This is a genomic window from Dysgonomonas sp. 511 (assembly GCF_010501105.1).
Lineage (GTDB): Bacteria > Bacteroidota > Bacteroidia > Bacteroidales > Dysgonomonadaceae > Dysgonomonas.
Genome location: NZ_QVMQ01000017.1, coordinates 43,220 through 66,478 on the forward strand (window position 1 = coordinate 43,220; position 23,259 = coordinate 66,478).

12 protein-coding genes are annotated in these 23,259 nt (G+C 45.5%); all 12 read left to right on the forward strand.

Features of this window, described 5'->3' with window-relative positions:
- Positions 1-252: 252 nt before the first annotated feature.
- A complete protein-coding gene (locus D0T57_RS09280; protein ID WP_255490558.1) occupies positions 253-3,546 on the forward strand; it encodes a TonB-dependent receptor in 3,294 nt (1,097 codons plus the stop codon).
- A 12-nt stretch (positions 3,547-3,558) separates the two neighbouring features.
- Positions 3,559-5,277: a RagB/SusD family nutrient uptake outer membrane protein gene (locus tag D0T57_RS09285; protein ID WP_163273163.1), complete on the forward strand. Its 1,719-nt coding sequence runs from the start codon at positions 3,559-3,561 to the stop codon at positions 5,275-5,277.
- Positions 5,278-5,422: 145 nt separating this feature from the next.
- On the forward strand, positions 5,423-7,039 hold the full coding sequence (locus tag D0T57_RS09290; protein ID WP_163273165.1) for a SusE domain-containing protein: 1,617 nt from the start codon (positions 5,423-5,425) through the stop codon (positions 7,037-7,039).
- A gap of 125 nt (positions 7,040-7,164) precedes the next feature.
- Positions 7,165-8,772, forward strand: a complete 1,608-nt coding sequence (locus D0T57_RS09295) for a DUF4832 domain-containing protein (protein ID WP_163273167.1) — start codon at positions 7,165-7,167, stop codon at positions 8,770-8,772.
- 129 nt (positions 8,773-8,901) lie between these two features.
- Positions 8,902-10,788: an FAD-dependent oxidoreductase gene (locus tag D0T57_RS09300; RefSeq protein WP_163273169.1), complete on the forward strand. Its 1,887-nt coding sequence runs from the start codon at positions 8,902-8,904 to the stop codon at positions 10,786-10,788.
- A 137-nt stretch (positions 10,789-10,925) separates the two neighbouring features.
- Positions 10,926-12,992 (forward strand): alpha-galactosidase, encoded by a 2,067-nt coding sequence (locus D0T57_RS09305; RefSeq protein ID WP_163273171.1) that lies wholly within the window; start codon positions 10,926-10,928, stop codon positions 12,990-12,992.
- A 7-nt stretch (positions 12,993-12,999) separates the two neighbouring features.
- Positions 13,000-14,286 carry an acetylxylan esterase gene (locus tag D0T57_RS09310; protein ID WP_163273173.1) on the forward strand — a complete coding sequence of 429 codons (1,287 nt, stop codon included), beginning with the start codon at positions 13,000-13,002 and terminating at the stop codon, positions 14,284-14,286.
- 73 nt (positions 14,287-14,359) lie between these two features.
- Positions 14,360-16,147, forward strand: coding sequence for a glycoside hydrolase family 2 protein (locus D0T57_RS09315; protein ID WP_163273175.1), 1,788 nt, complete (start codon positions 14,360-14,362; stop codon positions 16,145-16,147).
- 11 nt (positions 16,148-16,158) lie between these two features.
- Positions 16,159-17,361, forward strand: coding sequence for a glycoside hydrolase family 88 protein (locus D0T57_RS09320; protein ID WP_163273177.1), 1,203 nt, complete (start codon positions 16,159-16,161; stop codon positions 17,359-17,361).
- Positions 17,362-17,379: 18 nt separating this feature from the next.
- Entirely contained in the window at positions 17,380-19,152 is a 1,773-nt protein-coding gene (locus tag D0T57_RS09325; RefSeq protein ID WP_163273179.1) for a DUF4886 domain-containing protein, read from the forward strand.
- A 39-nt stretch (positions 19,153-19,191) separates the two neighbouring features.
- A complete protein-coding gene (locus D0T57_RS09330) occupies positions 19,192-21,915 on the forward strand; it encodes a sugar-binding domain-containing protein (RefSeq protein WP_163273181.1) in 2,724 nt (907 codons plus the stop codon).
- Between the two features lie 509 nt (positions 21,916-22,424).
- Positions 22,425-23,192 carry a hypothetical protein gene (locus D0T57_RS09335; RefSeq protein WP_163273183.1) on the forward strand — a complete coding sequence of 256 codons (768 nt, stop codon included), beginning with the start codon at positions 22,425-22,427 and terminating at the stop codon, positions 23,190-23,192.
- Positions 23,193-23,259: the final 67 nt, after the last annotated feature.

Here is a 23,259-nt window from a genome sequence, read left to right on the forward strand (position 1 = left end):
ACTTAAAATCTATATTGAAAAATGAAAACCTAAAAATCCTGACAAAAAAAACGGAACCACCCCTGATAAAGCTGGCTCCGTGTAACAAATTTAGTTAAGTATTTTACAGAAAAACACAGATTTAGACTCTGATTCGCGTCAGAGACAGGCTCTCTTTGCTATTCTGTAAAGTGTAAAGTTAATAAAAAATCTAATATTCGTAGCATGAGAAAAAAACAATTGGTAAAACAGACATGCGCTTTAATGTTACTAATGCTATTTATCGTTGTAAATGGATTTGCTCAAGTAACTTTATCCGTTAAAAAACAAACTATTAAGCAAATTATTCCACAACTGGAAAAGGCGAGTGGCTACAGTGTATTTTACACAAACGAAATGCCTGATCTTAATCTACAGAAGGACCTTAATCTAAGCAACACAACCATCAACGATGCCTTGAACAAACTGTTGCAAGGAACCGACATTTCTTACGAAATAAAAGCAGACAAGCAAGTGTTGCTATTCCTCAAATCGCAAGGGAACAACCAGTCGCCTTCCGACAGGAAGAAGACTGTGACAGGAAGAATTATAGACGAAAACGGCGAACCACTGATCGGCGTATCTGTCCGCGTAAAAGGCGTAAATATAGGAACAGTGACCGATCTAGACGGGAATTACCAGATAGAAGTTCCCGAAAAGTCGGTACTTGTAGTTTCTTATATAGGTTCGGTTACACAGGAAATCAATGTCGCAAACAAGTCTTCGGTCAATATCACATTGCAGGAAGACACCCACGGGCTCGAAGAAGTAGTCGTTATCGGATACGGAACAGTAAAGAAGAAAGACCTTACCGGAGCTGTTGGAGCAATAAAGGGCGACGATCTGGCTGTGAAAAAGACAACAACCCTGTCGTCAGCCTTGCAAGGCTCGGTAGCCGGTCTGATGGTCAGGCGCGAAAGTAGCGCACCGGGAGCATCGGCCGGAAGTATGCACATCCGTGGTGTAACAACAATAGGCGACTCCAGCCCACTGGTTATTATCGACGGTGTACCGGGCGATATAGACCATGTAAACCCTAACGATGTAGAAAGCATATCGGTACTGAAAGATGCCGCTTCGGCCGCCATCTATGGTTCGAGGGCAGCAGCCGGGGTTATCCTGGTAACAACCAAGAGGGCCAACCAAACCGACCTCAACCTTACATATACAGGCGAGTTTGGACTGGAAATACCTGCCAAACAACCACAAATGGTAGGTGTGACCCGCTATCTCGAAATGGTAAACGAATTGGGATATAACGATAACCCGGCGGGAGGATTCTTTCCGACCTACAGTGCCGACCAAGTTAAGAACTGGGTGAAATACAACCAAACCGACCCTAACAACTATCCGATTACCGATTGGACAGATCTTATATTGAAAAGTTCGGCCCCGCGCCAGACTCATTCGGTGCATATCTCAGGAGGAAATAAAACTGTCCGCACAAAAGCCTCACTGACATACGATGATGTAGACGGGTTGTACTCAGACCGTTATTTCCAACGCTATATGCTGCGTGTAAACAACGACTTCACGATAAACAAGATGCTGGGCGCTACACTCGACTTCAGCGTAAGGCGTGCAAAAAACCATCGCCCGATTTATAGCCCGTTCTCGACTATGCGCCTAACCCCCGCCATCTATCCGGCAACATGGGAGGACGGACGCCTGGCTTCCGGCAAATCGGGAGGAAACCCATACGGTCTTATGGAAATGGGAGGAAGCGTTGACGCATGGAGCACGCAAATAGGAGGAAAAGCCTCGATCGACTTCAAGCCTTTTGAAGGATTTACCCTCTCGGGGATTGTTGCTCCATATATCAATTACACGAAAGAAAAAGAGTTTCAACAAAAAGCTTTTTATAATTCTGCCGACGATCCCGATGTATTTGGCGGATGGTTCGAAGATGGAGGAAAATCATATAGTACAACAAAACTATCTGAAAAACGCAACGACGACTACCGCGTAACTTCGCAGGTGATCGCCAATTATATGAAGACCATCAACGGCCATAGCATCACCCTGATGGGAGGTTTCGAAAATTTCTACCAAAAATGGGAAGAGCTCGGTGCATACAGAGACCAATATACACTCGACCAATATCCGTACCTCAATGTCGGCCCCGAAGAATTTTGGGGAAACAATGGAACAGGAACCGAATATACCTACAATTCGTTTTTCGGACGTGTGATATATAATTACGACAACAAATATCTTTTCCAGGCAAATGTCAGGCGCGATGGTTCATCCCGTTTTTCAGAAAAATACAGATGGGGAACCTTCCCTTCGTTCTCTGCCGGATGGGTTGCCAGCGAAGAACCATTTATCAAAAATGCAGGGATAGACTGGCTCTCGTTCCTCAAACTCAGAGCATCGTGGGGTTCGCTTGGCAACGAACGTATCGGAAGCTCCTATTTCCCGTATATGGCTCTTATGACATTTGGCAATACAATGTTTTATCAAGACAAGATTATCATATCGGACAAGACTGCATCGCAACGTGTCTTGGCTGTAGCAGATATCAGTTGGGAAAAGACACAATCGACCGATATAGGTATCGACCTTGCATTTTTAAACAATAGATTGCGCGTAACAGCCGATTATTACTGGAAACAGACTAAAGATATGCTTCTGGAAACCAAAATCCCTAAATTTATGGGATACAACGATCCTATGACCAACGCAGGGAAGATGTCGACAAAAGGGTTCGACCTCGAAATAGGCTGGAACGACAGGAAAGGAGACTGGAGCTATGGTATATCGGCCAACCTATCCGATTTCATCTCTACTGTAGATTATATGCAAAACACAAAAATAATAAAAGACAATAAGATAAAAGTAGACGGCGTAGGGTTCAACGAATGGTATGGCTACATCTGCGAAGGAATATACCAGACTCAAGACCAGGTAGACAACTCGGCAAGGCTGAACGATGAAGTCATGGTCGGCGACTTATGGTATCGCGATATATCCGGTCCCGATGGAGTGCCTGATGGAATAATCTCGCAGGAATATGACATGGTTCCGCTAGGCAATTCATTGCCTCGTTTCCAATACGGAGGTAATATCAATGTAGGCTACAAAGGTTTCGACCTGTCGGTATCGTTCCAAGGCATCGGCAAGCAAAACGTACGCCTCGAAAGGGCTATGGTAGAGCCTTTACGCAGCAATTATGGCAATATACCGGCTATTATCGACGGAAAATACTGGAGCCTGTTCAATACCGACGAAGAAAACGCAAAAGCAATATACCCACGTCTCACGCACGCCAACAGGGATAGCAATTATGTAATGTCTGATTTCTGGATTTTCAACGGGCGCTATTTCCGCCTCAAAAACCTGACATTGGGATATACCCTTCCTAAAATTCTGACCCAGAAAATATCAATAAATAAGATACGTGTATATGCAAGTGCTTCCGACCTGTTCTGCATCAGCAAATATCCTTCAGGATGGGATCCTGAAATGGGAGTAAAGGCATATCCTATTACTACTTCACTGGTATTCGGACTATCTGTTAACTTTTAAAACAATGCTATAATGAAATATAAAATAACAATACTCATATTAGGGTTTATCGCCAGCCTCTATTCATGTGTCGACATGAACCTGACGCCACTTGCACAAGGAAACAGCGAGTCGTGGTACTCCACAGAAGAAGAGCTGGACATGGCTGTAAACGAATATCACCTGCTTGGATATTGGAGAGACCCTCTCGAAAGCTCGGAACAATGGACCGACAACTTCTCGTACCGCAATACTCACCGGATGGACATTCTTTATGGAACTTTAAATGGCACACAATGGGAAATTGCCAGGCTATGGGAACAAAGCTATAAACTGATAGCCAGAGCCAACAGCCTGCTCGACAATATCCACCGGGCGGAAGAAAATGGTGTGGCTGCCGACAAAATCAGCAGGTATAAGGCTCAAGCTTATTTTGCACGTGCATGCAAATATGCCGACCTGATTGCCTATTACGGAGATGTGGTATATATAGACAAATACATCACCGTAGAAGAAGCGTTCAAGAAAGGCAGGACTGCGAAAGACCAGGTTATACCTTTAGTATATGCCGACTTCGACAATGCTGCAGCCGGCCTGCCTACATCGTACGACAAGGCAACCGTACTCTTTACCAAAGGAGCGGCCTATGCCATGAAAGCCCGCTTCGCTCTCTATATGGGCGACTGGGCTGTAGCAGCCAAAGCAGCTAAAGACTGTATGGATCTGGGCGTATATGACCTTCATCCCGACTTTGCAGAACTGTTTTTGCAAAGCACCAAAAATGAAACGAAAGAAAAAGTATTCACAATACCTCGTTCTATAGCAAACGCGATAGTACTCGACCAGTGGGTTGTAAACAATGAAATGACCCGCAACCCGGGTGGCTACGGATCGGCTTGCCCGTCATGGGATTTGCTTGCTGCATTCTTGTGTACCGATGGTTTGCCTATCGACGAATCAAACGTCTTCGATTCTAAAAATCCTTTTAAAAACAGAGATCCTCGTTGCACAAAAACTATAGTAGAGTTCGGTTCGGAACATATGGGATTCGAGTACAATCCGCATCCCGATGCCATCACTGTAATGAATTACACTACAGGCAAGGAACAAACAAACCAGGACAACCGCGCCAACAACCAATATGCCTCATACAACGCCTTGAACTGGAAAAAAGGTATTGATATAAGCTGGACAGAAAACGGGAAACAGGTAGAACGCGATTACCTTATCATGCGTTATGCCGATGTGCTGCTCATGTATGCCGAAGCCAAAATAGAACTGAACGAAATAGACCAGACCGTTCTCGATGCCATAAATAAAGTACGCGCACGTGCTTACAAAGCTTCCCTGGCCGAAGTATCAAAATACCCGGCCGTAACAAGTACCGACCAGACAGAATTGAGGAAAACAGTGAGGATAGAACGCCGCATGGAAACAGCAAACGAAGGCTTGCGCTATATGGACCTTATCCGCTGGCGGCTGGCTACAAAGGCTCTGAATACCAAGAATTACGGAATATTGTATCCGGCTAAGGACTTGAGAGAGCAAGTAACATCTAAGGGCCTATGGTTTTGGCCAACAACTCCGCAAATCGACGATGATGGTATTGCCGACTTTTCGGCAATGGAGTTTGCCGGACAAATATCTGTATTATCGCAACGCAAATGGAACGAACGCCAATATTTATGGCCTCTTCCAACCTCAGAAGTTGAAATTTGTCCTAATCTGAAACCAAACAACCCAGGTTATTAATTTAAGGTTATCAACATAGGTATTATGACGATCAGGCCGTCTTATGATTTCTTCCATATATCACTTACGGGGCGGCCTTTTTAATAACAACCTTCGATAACGAGAAAATTCCATTCGACTGGAAAAATACATAAAACAAATTATTATGGAAAAACTATTTAGAATAAGGAAGAGTTTCATCAAGCTAGCCTGTATATTGTTGGTTCCATGCCTTTTTGCAGCCTGCGAAGATGAAATAGACAACGCATATACAAAAAACCAGTACAATCTGGAACTGACAACATCGACCGGGCACATCATACTCGATGAAAACACGCCCGAAGATATTGCCCTTGTATTGAACTGGACACCTGCGACCGACCTCGGACTCGATTACAAACCGACATACACGTACGAGGTTGACCTTGTAAACAACAAGAACAATACCGGAAGCGTGATCAAAGAATATGAAGACGACTTTATATTCAAAAGAAGCTATACGCACAAAGACCTGCAAGACTTATTGATAGACCATTGGGGGCAACCTACGAGTACAACTATGACATTGCAGTTCCGCGTTACAGCTACTTACGGAGGGCCAAAACTGGTTCTGCCCGAAATATCGACCATAACTGTAAAGATTAAGACTTATGGCCCATTGCAATTCGCTGCCGACAGGTTATTCATGGCCGGCGATGCATTAGGTGACGAGGTAGAAATATTCAAGAAAAACGGAAGTGAAACCCTATTCATGTGGGAAGGTTTCTTGGCTAAAGGAAAAATCAATTTCCCTGTAATATATAGCGAAGATTTTAAAGTAACCACAATCGCCCCTGTTGCCGGAGATCAAACAATTGTTCCCGACGCTATGGATGCAGACATTATGGAGAATGCCCAAGCAGGCTCATGGATTGTCGACGAAGCAGGAGAATATAGAGTCAGTGTCAACACGGCTACCAAAACCGTAACCATCATTGCTATGGGCGATATACTCGAATTTGATAAGATATATCTTGCCGGAACAGCAGTAGGCAACATAGGTATAGAAATGACCCAAACGCTCGAAGATGAAAACTGTTATGCTTTCTACGGCCAGTTGAATGCCGGCAAATTATACCTGCCTATGCTTTTCGAAGAGAAGAAAGAAAAATCCCTTGTTCCGGCAGGCAGCAGCCAGGAAATAAGCGATGGCAATGCTGTAGTATTCGGACAGGCTGATACAGATGTAGCTGCGGAAACCAAATACTGGAATATACCAAGCGCAGGGCTTTACCGCATAGTAGTTAACGCTGACACTAAGATGATAACCATTTACTCTCAGGCAACCGACCCGCAGCCAAAACTGATAACAGGCCATAAAGATACCTCATCGGGCACCACTGTACTGGAAGATGTATATATCACAAACCTATGGATGTGGGGCGGATTCAACAACTGGACTGGTGACGGCAGCAGTGCCACAGAAAGAGGATTCAGCGAAAAATACAAATTAACACCAAGCCTCGCCAACCCATACATATTTGTTTACAAAGGAGATGTGCTTCCGAGAGAAAAAGAATCGGGCGGCGTTAAGTTCTGTATAACAAACAAGATGAGCAATGTGTATGCCTTCAGCTCAGCCTCCACCAGAGGGGTATTCCTCGATGTGGTACACGGCGGTTCTTATACATTGTATGAAGGGCAGCTCGACAACAGGTATTCATATTTCAGAATTCCTGAGAATACGAATTATATAATGGTGGATATCGAAAAACTTGTTATTGTTTTCGATAATAAACAATAAAGAACACCTAAAAGCAAACAGTTATTGCCATATCCGATCGGGAATATTTCATGAAGATTGATTGAGGGGTAAAGGTGATATGGTGGTAACTGTTTCAATAGTAAAACCTAAAAAAACTATTAGTTATGTACAACACATTTAAAGAAGATAAACTAAAGTTTATGATATACAGTCTTATTACTGCGCTACTCATCGCCTTCGGGGCATGTAGCGACGACGATGATAATATCGAAACCGGCGAACCGGCCGGCAACCATGTCGTTCTGGTTCAACCGGAGAGGAACAAATTGTTGAAAAACCCCATGACCGGCTGGGTTATATATACCGGCTTGGGCGATGGATTGTCCGACAAATTCTGGGAGGAATATGATAATTTCAATTCTCCGAAAGGGAAGGTAAAAGTTTCCGATTATGCTACCACATTATTCATCCGTGGTGCATGGTCTGATTTCAATCCCGAAGAAGGTAAATATGTATGGGACGAAGACGTTAATACCAAACCTGCCCAAAGGTTCAAATGGCTGGTAGAGGGAGCGAAAGAACGAAACCTGAAACTTGCCTTTTCGTTCATTGTCGATAGCCGCGACAAACATTATAACTTCACTCCCAACTATGTGAAAGATGCTCCGGGCATCGAAGGATACGAAACAGTGACAGGTTCGGTAACAGTTTGGTCGCCATATCCCGACAATGCTGTATTTCAAGAATATTATAAGAAATTCGTAGAAGCAGTTGCACAGAAATACGACGATCCTCACCTCGTGCAATTTATAAGCGGAACCGGACTGGGCAAATGGGGCGAATCACACTCGCTACGCTATAGTACCGAAAACAACGAACCAAAAGAAAGGGTTTTCGACTGGGTAACAGATGTATATGCAAATGCGTTCAAAAAAGTACCTATTGTAATCAACTATCATCGCTGTATGCTATCGCGTACCGACTGGGTAGATGACGGCAGCGCAGAAATAGCCCAATCGCTCAAATTGCTGAACCGTGCCGTAGACAAAGGATACTCATTGCGCCACGATGCTTTCGGCATGAAATCTTACTATAAAAACTGGGAACGCAACTATGCACGCGGCAAGAAATACAAACGCCCTATACTGATGGAAGGCGGATGGGTTAAAAACTCGCACGGAAGCTCAATTACAGGCGATGGTTATGCAACCTATGCTGATGTACGCAAGGGTGAATACAACGATGCCAAGGGCGCTTTGGTAAACATGATGGATTTTCGCTATTCAAAGGATATAGTAAACGGCGAAACTTACTCATGGTTCAACGATGCCTTCCCGCTAGTAGAAGAATTTATTGCCGAAGGAGGTTACAGGTTATATCCGGATAGGCTGACCTTGCCTCAGAATATCAGCAACGGGTCTACTATAACCATCACACATCGCTGGTGCAATCTGGGCTGGGGATATTGCCCTACCAATATACCGCAATGGAAAGACAGGTATAAAATCGCTTTTGCCCTGCTCGACAAGAATACCTTGCTTCCTCAGCATGTATATGTAAACCAAGAACCTGAACTGTCCGACTGCTTACAAAGCAGGCCACGCAACTACAGGCTCACCCAGAATATTTCAAATGTTGCCTCCGGCGACTATATCTGGGCGGTAGGCATAGTAGACACCAGCAACAACAACGAAATAGGAATACAAATTTCGGCAAGAGAAGATATTACATCCGAAGGATGGTTGACGCTGTGTGACGTAACCGTACAATAATTTTATAATCAACGATGCTGATAGGGCATCCTATACCGATAGGATAAACCTGATTTTATTACGATTATCATCGTAACCGGGGATTCTTATCTCTAAAATACCCTATCAGCATCAGTTTAAACATCAGATATGAAACGAATCAAACCGACCCTCCTGCTCTTCATTCTGCTTACTATAAGCCATTTAAGCTTTGCAGGCAATATTTTAGTCGAAGCCGAAAGCTTTACGAATAAAGGAGGATGGGTACTCGACCAACAATTTATGGATCAGATGGGTTCGCCCTACCTGATGGCGCACGGCATGGGAAAACCCGTAGCCGACGCTACCACCTCCATCACCTTCGCCGAAGCTGGGACTTACTACGTATATGCCAGAACCTATAACTGGACATCTCCGTGGACACAAACTGCCGGAGCAGGTAGGTTTACCATCAAAGTAGCAGGAAAAAAACTACCTATAGTATTAGGCGACACTGGCAACCAATGGTTTTGGCAACCCGCAGGCAAAGTAACCGTCAAACAAGGGCAAACATCTTTGTCGCTTATCGACCTGACAGGCTTCAACGGACGCTGCGACGCCATTTATTTCACCACGGAGGAAGGCAAATTGCCGCCATCGGACATTACAGAACTGGCGGTCTTCCGCAAGAAGATGCTTAATATCCCTCTCGAACCGAATGATGCACAAACTTTCGACTTTGTAGTTGTCGGAGGTGGTACTGCCGGCATGTGTGCTGCCGCTGCCGCTGCCCGACTGGGATGTCGCGTAGCACTCATCAACGACCGCCCGGTACTGGGGGGCAACAACAGTTCTGAAGTGAGGGTACACCTGGGCGGCTCTATCGAACTGGGGCCAAATAAAGGCTTGGGACGCATGATACGCGAATTTGGGCACAGCCGCGAAGGTAATGCCAAACCCGGCGATTATTACGAAGACGAGAAAAAGAGCCTCTTCATTGCAGGAGAAGACAACATCACATTGTTTGCCAACTATCGTGCCATTTCCGTCAGAAAAGAAGGTGATAAGATAGCTTCTATCGTCATCAAGAACATAGAGACAGGTAAGGAAATACGCCTCGCAGCACCTTTGTTCTCCGACTGTACAGGCGATGCCACCATCGGATATCTGGCAGGGGCAGACTATACCAGCGGACGCGAAAGCCGTGAGGAGTTTGGTGAAGAACTTGCTCCCGAAACAGCCGACAACATGACAATGGGTGCATCGGTACAATGGTACTCTGTAGATGCAGGTAAGAAAGCCGTTTTCCCGGTCTTTAAGTATGGCGTAAATTTCGATGACGACAACAGCGAAAAGGTTACGATGGGCGAATGGAAATGGGAGACAGGCATGAATCTCGATCAGGTCGATGAATTTGAGCGCATACGCGACTACGGGCTTATGGTGGTCTATTCCAACTGGAGTTTCCTGAAAAACGAACTGAAGGATAACGATAAATATAAAGGCAGGGAACTCGGATGGGTGGCATACATCGCCGGCAAACGCGAATCGCGCCGCCTGCTGGGCGATTATATACTCAAGCAGGACGATATAGACAAAAATGTATTCCACGAAGATGCTTCGTTTGCTACTACATGGAGTATCGACCTTCACTTCCCCGACCCTGCCAATTCAGAGAAGTTTCCCGGACAGGAGTTCAAAGCAGCAACCAAGCATATACGCATATATCCCTATGCTGTACCTTACCGCTGCCTGTACTCGCGCAATGTAGACAACCTGTTCATGGCAGGGCGCGATATCAGCGTCACTCACGTAGCATTGGGCACAGTACGGGTAATGCGCACAACAGCTATGATGGGCGAAGTAGTAGGTATGGCTGCATCCATATGCAAAAAACATGGCACTACTCCGCGTAGGGTCTACCAATCGTACCTGCCCGAACTCAAAACACTTATGCAAGCGGGTGCCGGCAAACACGATGTGCCGGACAACCAACGGTTCAATGAACAAAAACCACTGCCTGCTCCGCGTGGGTTATCTGATGGGAAAAGCAAATAAAGTTGCGTGCCTGAATTTATATATTCTTTGCCGTTGACTACGTTGCACTCTGTCGAACTTTGTTTCTAGCCGTAGGAAAGATCTCTTTCATACCCCTACTCTACTTGTAACTTAATTAAAAAACCAATATACAGACCATGATTAAGCGCATTTTTACGGTAACTTTCCTTACATTATTGTCCCTGATACCGGCTTTCGCCCAAAAAGGGTGTTATTCCCGCCTCGAAAACGATACGCTGGTAATCGGGAACAGCCTCGTGGAACGGAAATTTATCTGGAACAAGGGAAACCTCATCTCTTTCTGCCTGACTGATAAAATGGGAAACGAGAGTTGGATGAATAATACACTCAAACCCGATTTCCATATCAGCAAAGCTAAAGAAACGGCCAAAGGGGAATATTCTTCGGACATCGTTGCACAAACATCAATACACCCTGCCTATCTGGAGGTGACGATCGCTTTTTCTTTAGAAAGCCTCGATATCAGACGTATCTACCGTATCTACGAAGATTGTCCGGCTATTGCCTGCGATACATACCTCAAAGGCGAAACTAACAGCATCTTCGGAGGACGCCCAGAGAACCTTGCTGATAAAAAGAATATTGAATTTAGCGAAGATATGAAGTCGAGACAGGTAACGGCTATACTTGATCAGTTCAATTTCGGGGGAAAACACTGGCAGATGCGCGCCGTTGAGTTCTACGATGTTACCGACTGGAACAACAATCTGGTCTTCGAAACCAATGTGATACCATACCGCAAAAACTCTTACAGGGGCAATATACTGCTAGCCCGCAACCCGGAAAAGCAAAAAGGATTTTTCTTTCTGAAAGAAGCTCCTTGCTCGAGCGTGCAACTGGCGTACAACGGCAACGACTTCACTGCCGAGTTTGGGCATTTCTGCGCAACAGGGCTTGGTATCAGCGAAAAAGATATTAAACCCAATGAATGGGTAAAAACATACGGGTGCGTTACGGGTATATTTTCCGGCGGCGAACTGGAAGCATTATCTGCCCTACGCTCCTATCAGAAAAACATACGCAGGTTATTGCCCGCCCGCGACGAAATGGTGATGATGAATACATGGGGCGACCGCAGCCAGGATTCGAAAGTAAACGAAAAATTCAGCATCATAGAAGTCGAAAGGGCAGCGCAATTGGGCGTTACCCACTTCCAGATAGATGATGGATGGCAGGTAGGCAAAAGCCCTAATTCGGCAGTGGCAAAAGGATCGTTCAAAAATATATGGGACAACCCCGACTACTGGAAACCCGATCCGGTGAAGTATCCCAACGGGCTACATCCTGTAGTGAAAAGAGGGAAAGAGCTCGGCGTGGAGATATGCCTGTGGTTCAACCCCAGCGTTCAGCACGATTATGCCGACTGGCAAAAGGATGCGCAGGCCATGATAGACCTCTATAACGAATACGGCATACGCACCTTCAAGATAGACGGATTGGCAATACCGACCAAAGAATCGGAAATCAACCTCAGAAAGCTATTCGACAGGGTATTGGAAAAGACGGGGTATAATGTGATTTTCAACCTCGACGCCACAGCCGGAAGACGCGCCGGGTATCATATGTTTAACGAATACGGGAATATCTTCCTCGAAAACCGCTATTCGGACTGGCAAAACTATTATCCTTATCACACCCTGCGCAACCTGTGGCAGCTATCCAGATATGTTCCGGCAGAGAAACTACAAATAGAGTTCCTCAACAAGTGGCGCAATGCAGGCAAATATGGCAACGATATATTTGCACCCGCTAATTATTCGTTCGAATACCTGTTTGCCATCACTATGGCGGGGCAACCGCTAGCATGGTTCGAAGGAAGCGGCCTGCCCAAAGAGGCACTAGGCATAAGCAGCCTTATCAATGGATATAAAAAGATACAGCACCATTTCCACATGGGAACTATATTGCCAGTTGGCAACGAGCCTTCGGGCACAGCTTGGACAGGATTCCAGTCCATCGCAGACAACAACAGCGGTTATTTCCTGTTCTTCAGGGAAAATAACAGGGAGAAAACAGGCTATATCAATACATGGCTCAAAGAAGGAGTGAAGATCAAATGCTCGCCTATATTGGGCAATGGCAAAGAAATGATACAAGTTGTAGGCCGAAACGGAGAAGTAGAATCCCAATTGGAGAATATTAATGATTTTGCATTGTATAAATATGAAATTATAAAAAAATAACCCGCTTATGAAAAATCTTAGAATTATAAGCCTACTGTTCTTACTGGCTATTACCGCTCTCTTATCGGCACAACCGGCAGAAAGGCCTCTACAAGTTGTTGTAGGCGCCGACCACAGCGATATGCTGTACGATACAGGACAAAATATAAAGTTCACCGTATCTGTCTTCAAAAACGGAAACCTTGTCGAAAATGCGGAAATACGCTACGAGATATCAGAAGATATGATGCAACCGCATAAATCGGAAAATATGGTTCTGAAAGACGGCACGGCTGTTATCAATGCCGGAGCGATGAAAAAACCGGGATTCCTGCGTTGCCGGGTCGTAGCCAAACACAACGGCCGGGAATATGCAAGCGTAGCTACAGCCGGGGTTTCGCCTCAAAAGATAGAACCCGTGACCCAATTGCCGGACGATTTCACTGAGTTCTGGGAACAGGCAAAAGCCAAAGCCGCTAAGGTATCTATGGATATTAAAATGACACTCGTACCCGAAAGATGTACCGGGAAAGTAAATGTTTACCATGTCAGCTTACAAAGTTTCGAAGATGGAAACCGCCTGTACGGCATGCTATGCGTACCGCGCGGCGAAGGAAAGTATCCGGCTATACTCAAAGTGCCGGGAGCAGGCATCAGGGCATACGGCGGCGACATAGAAAGTGCTTCGCGCGGCTACATCGTTTTCGAAATCGGCATACATGGCATTCCTGTAAACCTGCCGGGTGATGTATATGCTAATCTATATGCAGGGGCATTGAAAGGTTACCATACATTCAATATGGACAACCGCGACAAATACTATTACAAACGGGTATATCTGGGCTGTGTACGCGCTATCGACTTTATATACACATTGCCGGAGTTCGACAGGCAAAACCTGATCTCTTACGGAGGAAGCCAGGGCGGAGCATTAGCTATCGTCACAGCTGCGCTCGACAGCAGGGTCAAAGGGTTGGTAGCATTCTATCCTGCGCTTTGCGACCTAACAGGATACCTGCATGGCAGGGCGGGAGGATGGCCGCATATGTTCAGGCAGGAGGTGAACAATACGCCCGCGAAAATAAAGACTGCACAATACTACGATGTTGTAAATTTTGCACGGCAGATAAATGTACCGGGCTTCTACTCGTTCGGATACAACGATATGGTATGTCCGCCGACTACTATGTATGCAGCATTCAATGCTATCGGCGCGCCCAAGGAGTTCTGCATTATGGAGAATACGGCACATTACGCCTATCCCGAACAGCGAAGCGAGTCGTGGAAGTGGGTTAAGGAGTTCTTCGGTAAATAATCGCCTCTCCCCGCCCCTATCCAAGTAAAAGAGAAATAAACCATATATAAAACAATATATTATTCCTATGATTATGAAACTGACGAAAATAATCTTTTCCTGCTTTATCATCTGCTGCATGACCTGCGCCGACCTACAAGCTCAACAGGCAATTGCCAATGTATATGGGCGGGAGGTGCGTTCGCTGAATGGAAAATGGGAAGCCATTATCGACCTGTACGACCAGGGACGTAAAAACAAGATTTTCCTGAACAAGAAAGCCGAAGGCAAGACCGATTTTTACGAATATGCTTTCGAAAACGGGTTGCGTCTGAATGTTCCGTCCGACTGGAATAGCCAGATGCCTGAACTAAAATATTATGAAGGAACAGTATGGTACGCCCGCCGTTTCGATGTGAAGCAACAGCCTGCCAAGAGATTATCCCTCTACTTTGGCGCAGTAAGCTACCGTTGTCGCATATACCTGAACGGAAAGGAAATAGGTAGCCACGAAGGGGGATTCACACCTTTCCAGATAGAAGTTACGGGATTGGTAAAAGATACCGGCAACTTCCTTGCCGTGGAGGTAAACAACACACGCACAGTGGATGCGATACCAGCTATGGCTTTCGACTGGTGGAACTACGGGGGAATAACCCGCGATGTATTTCTGGTAAACACACCGAAAGTATTCATCGAAGATTATTTTATTCAGCTCGACAAGTATAAAGCCGACAAAATAGATGCACGCATCGCCTTATCTGATAAAGTAGCAGGCACACCATTGACCATCGAAATTCCGGAGTTGGGAGTAAGACAAAGCCTCACTACAGACGAAAAAGGAACAGCCGAAGTTTCTTTCAATGTGAAGAAACTGGAAAGATGGTCGCCTCAAGCCCCGAAACTATACAAGGTTATTATATCTTCGCCAGACGATAAGGTAGAAGAAATGATTGGATTCCGCAACATTTACGTAAAAGGAGAAGATATTTACCTAAACGACAAGCCGATATTCCTGAAGTCCATATCCTTTCACGAAGAAATACCGCAACGCAAAGGCAGGGCGTTTTCCGAACCGGATGCTGTCATGCTACTTTCGGAAGCGAAGGCTCTGGGCTGCAATATGATACGGCTGGCTCACTACCCGCAAAACGAGTACATCGTGCGTATGGCTGAGAAGATGGGATTCCTGCTTTGGGAAGAGATACCAATCTGGCAGGGAATTGATTTCGAAAATGAACAGACAAAACAAAAGGCGGGCAACATGATCGGAGAGATGGTGATGCGCGACAAAAACCGTTGTGCGCTAACTTTCTGGGGAGTGGCAAACGAGACACAACCGTCAGCACCTCGAAACGAGTTCTTAAAACATCTTATCTCTTGCGTGAAAGATATAGATACCACAAGGTTGATAACGGCAGCATTCGATTTGGTACGGTTCAACCGCGACAGGCAAGTCTTTGTTATGAACGACCCGTTTATCAAAGAACTCGATGTGGTAGCTGTCAATAAATATATGGGATGGTATCATCAGTGGCCTGTTACGCCCGACAAGGCTGTATGGGATGTAGCCAAAGGGCAACCGCTGATCGTTTCCGAGTTTGGGGGAGAAGCCCTGTACGGGCAAACAGGCAATGCCGATGTTGTCAGTTCATGGAGCGAAGATTATCAGGCAACCCTGTTCAGAGACAATCTGGAGATGTTTAAGCATATACCGAACTTAAGAGGAACGTCGCCGTGGGTATTATTCGACTTTCGCTCACCGTTCCGCTTCCACCCTACCAACCAGGAAGACTGGAACCGCAAAGGGCTGGTGTCGGATCAGGGGTACAGGAAAAAAGCCTGGTATCTGATGAAGGAATATTATGATAGCATTAAATAGGAAAGATACTTATGAAAAAGATACTATCCTATACACTTTCTCTCATCTTGCTAATGGCTTGCAGCAGCAAGCCCGTTACAGCGAATAGGCCGATGCCGGAAGTTATAGATTCGGCTTTCGCCTTCGCACAACGGCAAGCTCTGTTGATGGCGCAAAAGTATGAAGGACAGGAAGGCAGGCTGCCCCGATCGTTTGTCGATGGCAAAGACAAATCTTCCGACTCGCGTTGGTGGTGCAGCGGTTTTTTTCCGGGAACACTCTGGTATTTGTACGAAAACGGCAAGGACGAACAGATCCTTAAGTACGCCCAATTATACACCGACAGGGTGGAAAGGGAAAAATACACGACCAACAACCACGATGTAGGCTTCATGCTCTATTGCAGCTTTGGCAACGGGCTTCGCCTGACAGGAGAAGAGCGTTACGAGGAAGTGCTGCTAACAGGGGCAAAGTCTCTGGCAACACGCTACAAGGAAAATATCGGGCTTATCCGTTCGTGGGATCACAATAAGGAGAATTGGCAATATCCTGTCATTATCGACAACATTATGAACCTGGAACTACTGCTCTGGGCTGCTGCATATTCGGGAGATTCTACGTTCTACAAGATGGCAATATCTCACGCCGACAAGACTATAGAGCACCACTTCCGCCCCGATTTCAGTTCCTTCCATGTCGTTTCTTACGATACCGTCACCGCTTTGCCGCACAAGAAACAAACGCACCAGGGCTATGCCGACAGTTCGGCATGGAGCCGCGGACAAGCATGGGGACTATATGGATACACTTATTTGTACAGGTTGACAAAAGAAGAGCGATACTTACAGCAGGCTGTGAATATTGCCGAATTTTTAATCAATCACCCCAATATGCCGGCGGATGGCATTCCTTATTGGGATTTCGACACGCCTGAGATTCCAGATACGCCACGCGATGCTTCTGCGGGATGTATTATGGCGGCAGCGCTCACCGAGCTTTGCGGCTTCGTTGATGGAGAAAGAGCAGACAAGTTCCTGAATATGGCGATAAAACAAGTAAAGACGTTGGCTTCGGAGGAATATACCGCTAAACAGGGTGAAAACGGATGTTTTATCCTCAAACACTCCACAGGGGCATTCCCTCTAAATTCGGAAATCGACGTGCCTCTTCCCTATGCCGACTATTACTATCTGGAGGCTTTGAGCAGATTGAAAAGAATTTACAAAGAGAAATAATTATCTAAAACCAATATTATGATGAAAAATACATTCTTCAAAAAAAACATTGCAGCAGGCTTCCTGCTCCTATTCGTATTCTTTCTCACCTCTGGCGGACTATACTCCTGCTCAGACGACAACACGAAAGAAGAACCACCGGTTGTAGTAGTCGAAGACAACTGGGTATCGCTGGACAAAAGCACCGAAAGCATATTGACTGACGACGAAATTATCCTTACACCATCTTTCAGCAGTAAGGAGGTCAGCAAGCGTAATTTCGTCTGGACTTCCTCTGCGCCCACTGTAGCCTCCGTTACCAAAAACGCAGATAACACTGTAACAATCAAAGGATTGTCGCCCGGCAAAACGACTATTAAGGTCAGTTGTTCCAAAGACAAGGAAGTAAGGGCATATTGCGAAGTAACGGTAACCGCCGCTCCCGACAGGACAATCCGCATACTGGCTATCGGAAACAGTTTTTCGCAAGATGCAGTAGAACAATACCTGTACGAACTGGCTAAAGAAGAAGACATCCCGGTAGTTGTTGCCAATATGTATATTGGAGGTTGCTCTCTCGAAAAACATCTGGCAAACGCCAATGCAAACAGTGCTGCGTACGAATACAGGAAAATACAGAACACAGGCAAAAGCAACAGGTCGAACGTTGCGCTCTCCGAAGCCTTAGCCGACGAAAACTGGGATTATATAAGCCTACAGCAAGTTAGTGGATATTCGGGAATATACGACTCATACCAGGAATCCCTTCCTGCCCTTGTGGAATATGTAAAGCAACATGCTACCAATCCCGATATGAAACTCATGCTGCACCAGACATGGGCATATGCACAAAACTCAGGTCATGCCGATTTCCCGAAATACGATAAAGACCAGACAAAGATGTACGAGGCTATTGTAGATGCCGCAAACAGGGCAGCTACACTGGTTGGCATAGATATCGTCATTCCGTCAGGAACAGCTATACAAAACGCAAGGACTTCATATATAGGCGACAACTTCACCCGCGACGGCTACCATCTTGAAACCACTTACGGACGCTACACTGCTGCTTGTACTTGGTTCGAAAAGATATTCGGCAAAAATGTTGTAGGCAACGCTTATTCTCCTGATGGCGTACACAAAACGAAAATCGAAATTGCGCAAAACGCAGCACACGCTGCCATAACACAACCAAATGCAGTCACCATTCTCGAAAACTACAAGAACCCTCCGGTAGATACGGAAGTTATGAAAACTCCTATCTACATTGATTTCGGTTCGTCGATGTCGGGCACGCCGTGGAACAATGTAACATCGCACAGTGTATCGGCAACGGGAACGGTTCTGATTGATGCCGATGGCGATTATACTAAATTTACCGTAAGAGTATCCAAAGCGTTTTCGTCCGTATATGGAGGAGTAGGAACCGAACCGACAGCTGCCGTAAATATGGGCTTTGAAGTACCTAAGGCTGTATTTGCCGACGGGCTAATGATAAGCGATGCCAATGCTGGCGAGGTGCAAATAAGCAACCTCGATCCTACGCTGAAATACAACCTTACTGTAATAGGTTTACGATGGAACAGTGGCGTTACACGCAGTACAGACTACAAAATATCGGGCAAAGACTCTCAATCTTATTCTTTGGCGGTAGGCATAAAAGATGATGCTACACTAATCAAAGACAAATATATAAGTGCCAATGCTGTAGCTCCCGATGCCTCGGGCAATATCTCGATAGAAGTATCCCGGTCGGCAGACAATCCGCACCAGGCTATCATCAGTGCTGTACGCATATCTGTTGCACAGTAAAAGAAAGCTTATAATAATGAACATTTAAACAAGTTCTTAATGAAAAACAATATTCTCAAATCCTTATTTTTGATATACATCTTGTTTTCACAAGCGAACGTTGTAGCGCAGACTGTAGAAATGGACTTGTCGGGCGTATGGGGATTCCAGACCGATGTCATGGATTTTCGCCGGGGGTCGCTGTCGCCACGCTACAAGCACAGGCTACAGGAAACCATTACCTTGCCCGGCATCACAGATGACCATAAAATAGGATATAAAGTACCCTACAAATACATAGACCGCCTGACCCGCAAATATGAGTACATGGCACCGGCATGGTATCAGCGCGAGATAGCCATCCCGAAAGAATGGAAAGGCAAACGCATATTCATGTATTTCGAGCGCACACACTGGCTAAGCTCAATCACTGTTGACACCAAGGAGGTCAGCAAAATAGACTATATCAGCGTGCCGCACAACCACGACCTCACAGAATTTGTCACACCGGGCAAGACGCACCTGTTTACCGTTTGTATCGACAACCGCTACCAGTACAATACACACAAATGGAACCATGCGCACACCGAGTTTACACAGATCAACTGGAACGGCATACTCGGCGAGATGAAGATGGTAGCCATCGACCCCGTATATATCGACGATTTGCAGGTATATCCCAATATCGCGGATAATTCGGTAAAGGTAAAAATGCTCGTCAGGAACTATACAGGTAAGCAATTTAATGGCAATGCTGTATTCTCCGTTTCAGGCAAAAATTTCAGCATGGCAAAAGACATTGCCGTAAATGGAAAGGACTCTGTAGTCGCCTTCGAGCAGGTTATCCCGCTGGGAAAAGACATCAAACTCTGGGACGAATTTAACCCGAATGTATATACTATGACTTGCCGGCTGAACACAACAGACGACAAGGAAAAGTATCAACACGAAAAAGCGGTTGACTTCGGTATGCGCGAAATAAAACAGGGCAAGAACCATGTGCTGGTAAACAACCGCCCTGTACACCTGCGCGGCAACGTAGAAAATGCAGTGTTTCCCAAAACAGGTTATGCACCCGTTGATGATGCAGAATGGGAAAGAATCATGCTGCTGATGAAAGAATACGGTATGAACCATATGCGGTTCCATTCGTGGTGCCCGCCCAAAGCAGCTTTCCGCATGGCTGACAAGCACGGTATCTACTTCGAGGTGGAAATGCCGATGTGGGGCAAAGACGCAGAAGTGGACGAAGCCAGATACAATTTCTTCCGCCGCGAGATGCGTGCGTTACTTAAAGAATACGGGAATCATCCATCGTTTATCCTGTATTGCAACGGAAACGAAATCACGGGCAACTTCGACTTTATTGAAGAACTGACAGCTACGGGGCGCGAACTCGATAGCCGCCATCTGTTCAGCGGCTCTACAGCGCGTACAAGGGTAAAATCGGACCAGTATTACGTATCGCAACAGACCAACAAGGGTGCTGTAAAGGTTTACGAAGGCTTGCCATATACCGACTGGGATCGCAACAAAGAATCGGATGTCGATGTGCCGGTTATTTCGCACGAATCGGGGCAGCGGTGCATATATCCCGATTTCCGCGAGATAGAGAAATATAAGGATAGCCCGGTAGAGCCGCGCAACTTCGAGGTGTTCCGCGAAATGCTCGACCAGAATGGTATGCTCGACCAGGCAAACGATTTCTTCAGGGCATCGGGTGCATTGACCGTTATTGAATATAAAGCAGTGATAGAAGCATTGTTGCGGTCTTCCAAATCAGCAGGATTCCAGCTATTGTCCATCAACGACTTTCCGGGGCAAGGCTATGCGCCGGTGGGAATACTCGACCCGTTCTGGGATTCGAAGGGATTGATTACGCCGGAGAAGTTCAGGGAATTTTGCGCACCGACTGTGGCGTTGCTGCGCTACGACAAGAGTGCATTCTTCAACGACGAGACTTTTACGGGAAAGGCCGAAGTATATAATTTCAGCAAAGGCGAGTTGAAGAATGCCAAAGTAAGATGGTGGCTGACCGATGAGTCGGGCAAGACATTAAGAAAGGGAAACCTCAAAACGCAATCTTTCGGCAACGATGGCGTATTCCCTGCCGGAGAATTTACTTTCGGCCTCAAAGGGATTGACGCTCCGGGTAAACTGACTGTACATCTGGCTATCAACGAAAAAATAAAAAACAGTTGGAATATATGGGTCTACCCACGCAACGAAGCCCTGATGCAGTCTGACGACAATGTGTTATATACAACCGTATACGACGCTAAGGCAAAAGAATACCTCGCCCAAGGCAAAAAAGTAGTGCTGACCCCGATGCCAAACAAGGTGAAAGGAAGAAAATCTACTTTCCACAATCATTTCTGGAATCCGATCATGTTTGCCTGGCCACCGATGACAATCGGATGCCTGATACACGACAAACAGCCTGTATTCGAAAGGTTCGAAACTTCGTACCATACCGATTGGCAATGGTGGGATATTCTGGAAAATGCCAAGGTGATAGAAATGCAAAGCAGCCCGAAAGACTTAAGGCCGTTTATACAGGTAATAGATGCCTACGACAACAACCAGAAATTGGGCATCGGCTTCGAGGCGAAACTGGGCAACGGCAAGCTGCTTGTACTGGCAGTAAATACGCAGAAGGATATGGACAAACGCCCGGCTACACGCCAATTGCTGCAAAGCATCGACAGCTATGTGAAAGGCGCCGGCTTCAACCCTACGGTTGAAGTAGACGAGGCGTTTATACAATCATTTATGATGAAATAACAAAAAGTTTATCTATATAGGCCCCCCTTTGTTCCCCCCGAAGTGGGGAATGGGCGAAGCCACGGCAAGGGGGATGGAAAAAGTAACAATAAAAAAGTAATAAAAATGTGTTACATGTGTTACTTTTTAGGGATACAAGATACCAGTAGACGAGTTAACGAGTTGGGTGCTGATAAAATATGAACTTGTATCTCGTATCTTGTTTACTCGTGTCTNTGTCTAAAGAAAAGGTAACAATGGAAAAGTAATAAAAGGTGTTACATGTGTTACTTTTTGCCACCTCTCTCCCCGCTCTCTCCAAAGGGAGAGAGAGCCGCAAGCCACGACAAGAGAGGGAAAAGGTAACAATGGGAAAGTAATAAAAATGTGTTACATGTGTTACTTTTTAGAAAGATACAAAATACCCGTAAACGAGTTGACGGGTTGGTTGCTGATAAAATATGAACTTGTATCTCGTATCTTGTTTACTCGTGTCTAAAGATATTGTTAACTGAAAAAACGTGTTAGTTATGAAAAAGATTTTATTGATTATTTGCTCTCTTCTATGGACACCAATGTGCTTTGCTCAGGAGATCAAAATGACACAAACGGCATCTTTAGAGCAGGTCTATGGAGAAACGTTAGAAGAAAACACCCCCATGCCATTCGACGAACTGGATATGGAAAACGGGTATATACTCTATCAGGTGGAAATTGATACCGAAACGAAAGACGCATTGCTCGAAGTTGACAATATTCGCGACTTTGCGGCTGTGTATATCAACGGAAGCTTACAAGGTACGCTTACCGACAGCCAAAGGAAACTGGAGCTAAACGTGCCGCCGGGCAAGTACACCCTGTGCCTTTATGTAGAAAACATCGGACGCATTACCTATGGCCCTGAGATTTTGGATAATTCGAAAGGACTGTTTGGCAGTGTATTTATCGACGGAGCAGAGATTACAGGTTGGAAAATGACCGAACTGAAAATCAAGGAAACAGATGTAACTACACTTACATTCAACGAGACGGCGGCAGACAAAAGTCCGGCTTTCTTTAAAGGTGAGTTTGATATAGATGCACCAAAAGATTGTTACCTCGATATTTCGGGCTGGGGTATGGGCGAAGTATGGATCAATGGTATATACGCAGGCTCTTTCTGGGAAGGGGAGAAACAACAATCGATACAGATTCCGTCTTCGGCACTCAATTCCGAAAAAAACTATGTTGTGGTTTTCGATATAAAAAACAATGGAGCCGGTTCGATGAAGTTGGTTGACAGCCCCGTTTTTAAATAGGAAAAAGCAACAATAAAAAAATGGAAAAACTTGTTACTTTTGTTACTTTTTGAATAGTAATCTGAAT

Excerpts from the sequence above, each read along its gene's own strand:
- D0T57_RS09280 (WP_255490558.1), top strand. The coding sequence starts at position 253 with ATGCTATTTATCGTTGTAAATGGATTTGCTCAAGTAACTTTATCCGTT.
- D0T57_RS09285 (WP_163273163.1), top strand. The coding sequence starts at position 3,559 with ATGAAATATAAAATAACAATACTCATATTAGGGTTTATCGCCAGCCTC.
- D0T57_RS09290 (WP_163273165.1), top strand. The coding sequence starts at position 5,423 with ATGGAAAAACTATTTAGAATAAGGAAGAGTTTCATCAAGCTAGCCTGT.
- D0T57_RS09295 (WP_163273167.1), top strand. The coding sequence starts at position 7,165 with ATGTACAACACATTTAAAGAAGATAAACTAAAGTTTATGATATACAGT.
- D0T57_RS09300 (WP_163273169.1), top strand. The coding sequence starts at position 8,902 with ATGAAACGAATCAAACCGACCCTCCTGCTCTTCATTCTGCTTACTATA.
- D0T57_RS09305 (WP_163273171.1), top strand. The coding sequence starts at position 10,926 with ATGATTAAGCGCATTTTTACGGTAACTTTCCTTACATTATTGTCCCTG.
- D0T57_RS09310 (WP_163273173.1), top strand. The coding sequence starts at position 13,000 with ATGAAAAATCTTAGAATTATAAGCCTACTGTTCTTACTGGCTATTACC.
- D0T57_RS09315 (WP_163273175.1), top strand. The coding sequence starts at position 14,360 with ATGAAACTGACGAAAATAATCTTTTCCTGCTTTATCATCTGCTGCATG.
- D0T57_RS09320 (WP_163273177.1), top strand. The coding sequence starts at position 16,159 with ATGAAAAAGATACTATCCTATACACTTTCTCTCATCTTGCTAATGGCT.
- D0T57_RS09325 (WP_163273179.1), top strand. The coding sequence starts at position 17,380 with ATGATGAAAAATACATTCTTCAAAAAAAACATTGCAGCAGGCTTCCTG.
- D0T57_RS09330 (WP_163273181.1), top strand. The coding sequence starts at position 19,192 with ATGAAAAACAATATTCTCAAATCCTTATTTTTGATATACATCTTGTTT.
- D0T57_RS09335 (WP_163273183.1), top strand. The coding sequence starts at position 22,425 with ATGAAAAAGATTTTATTGATTATTTGCTCTCTTCTATGGACACCAATG.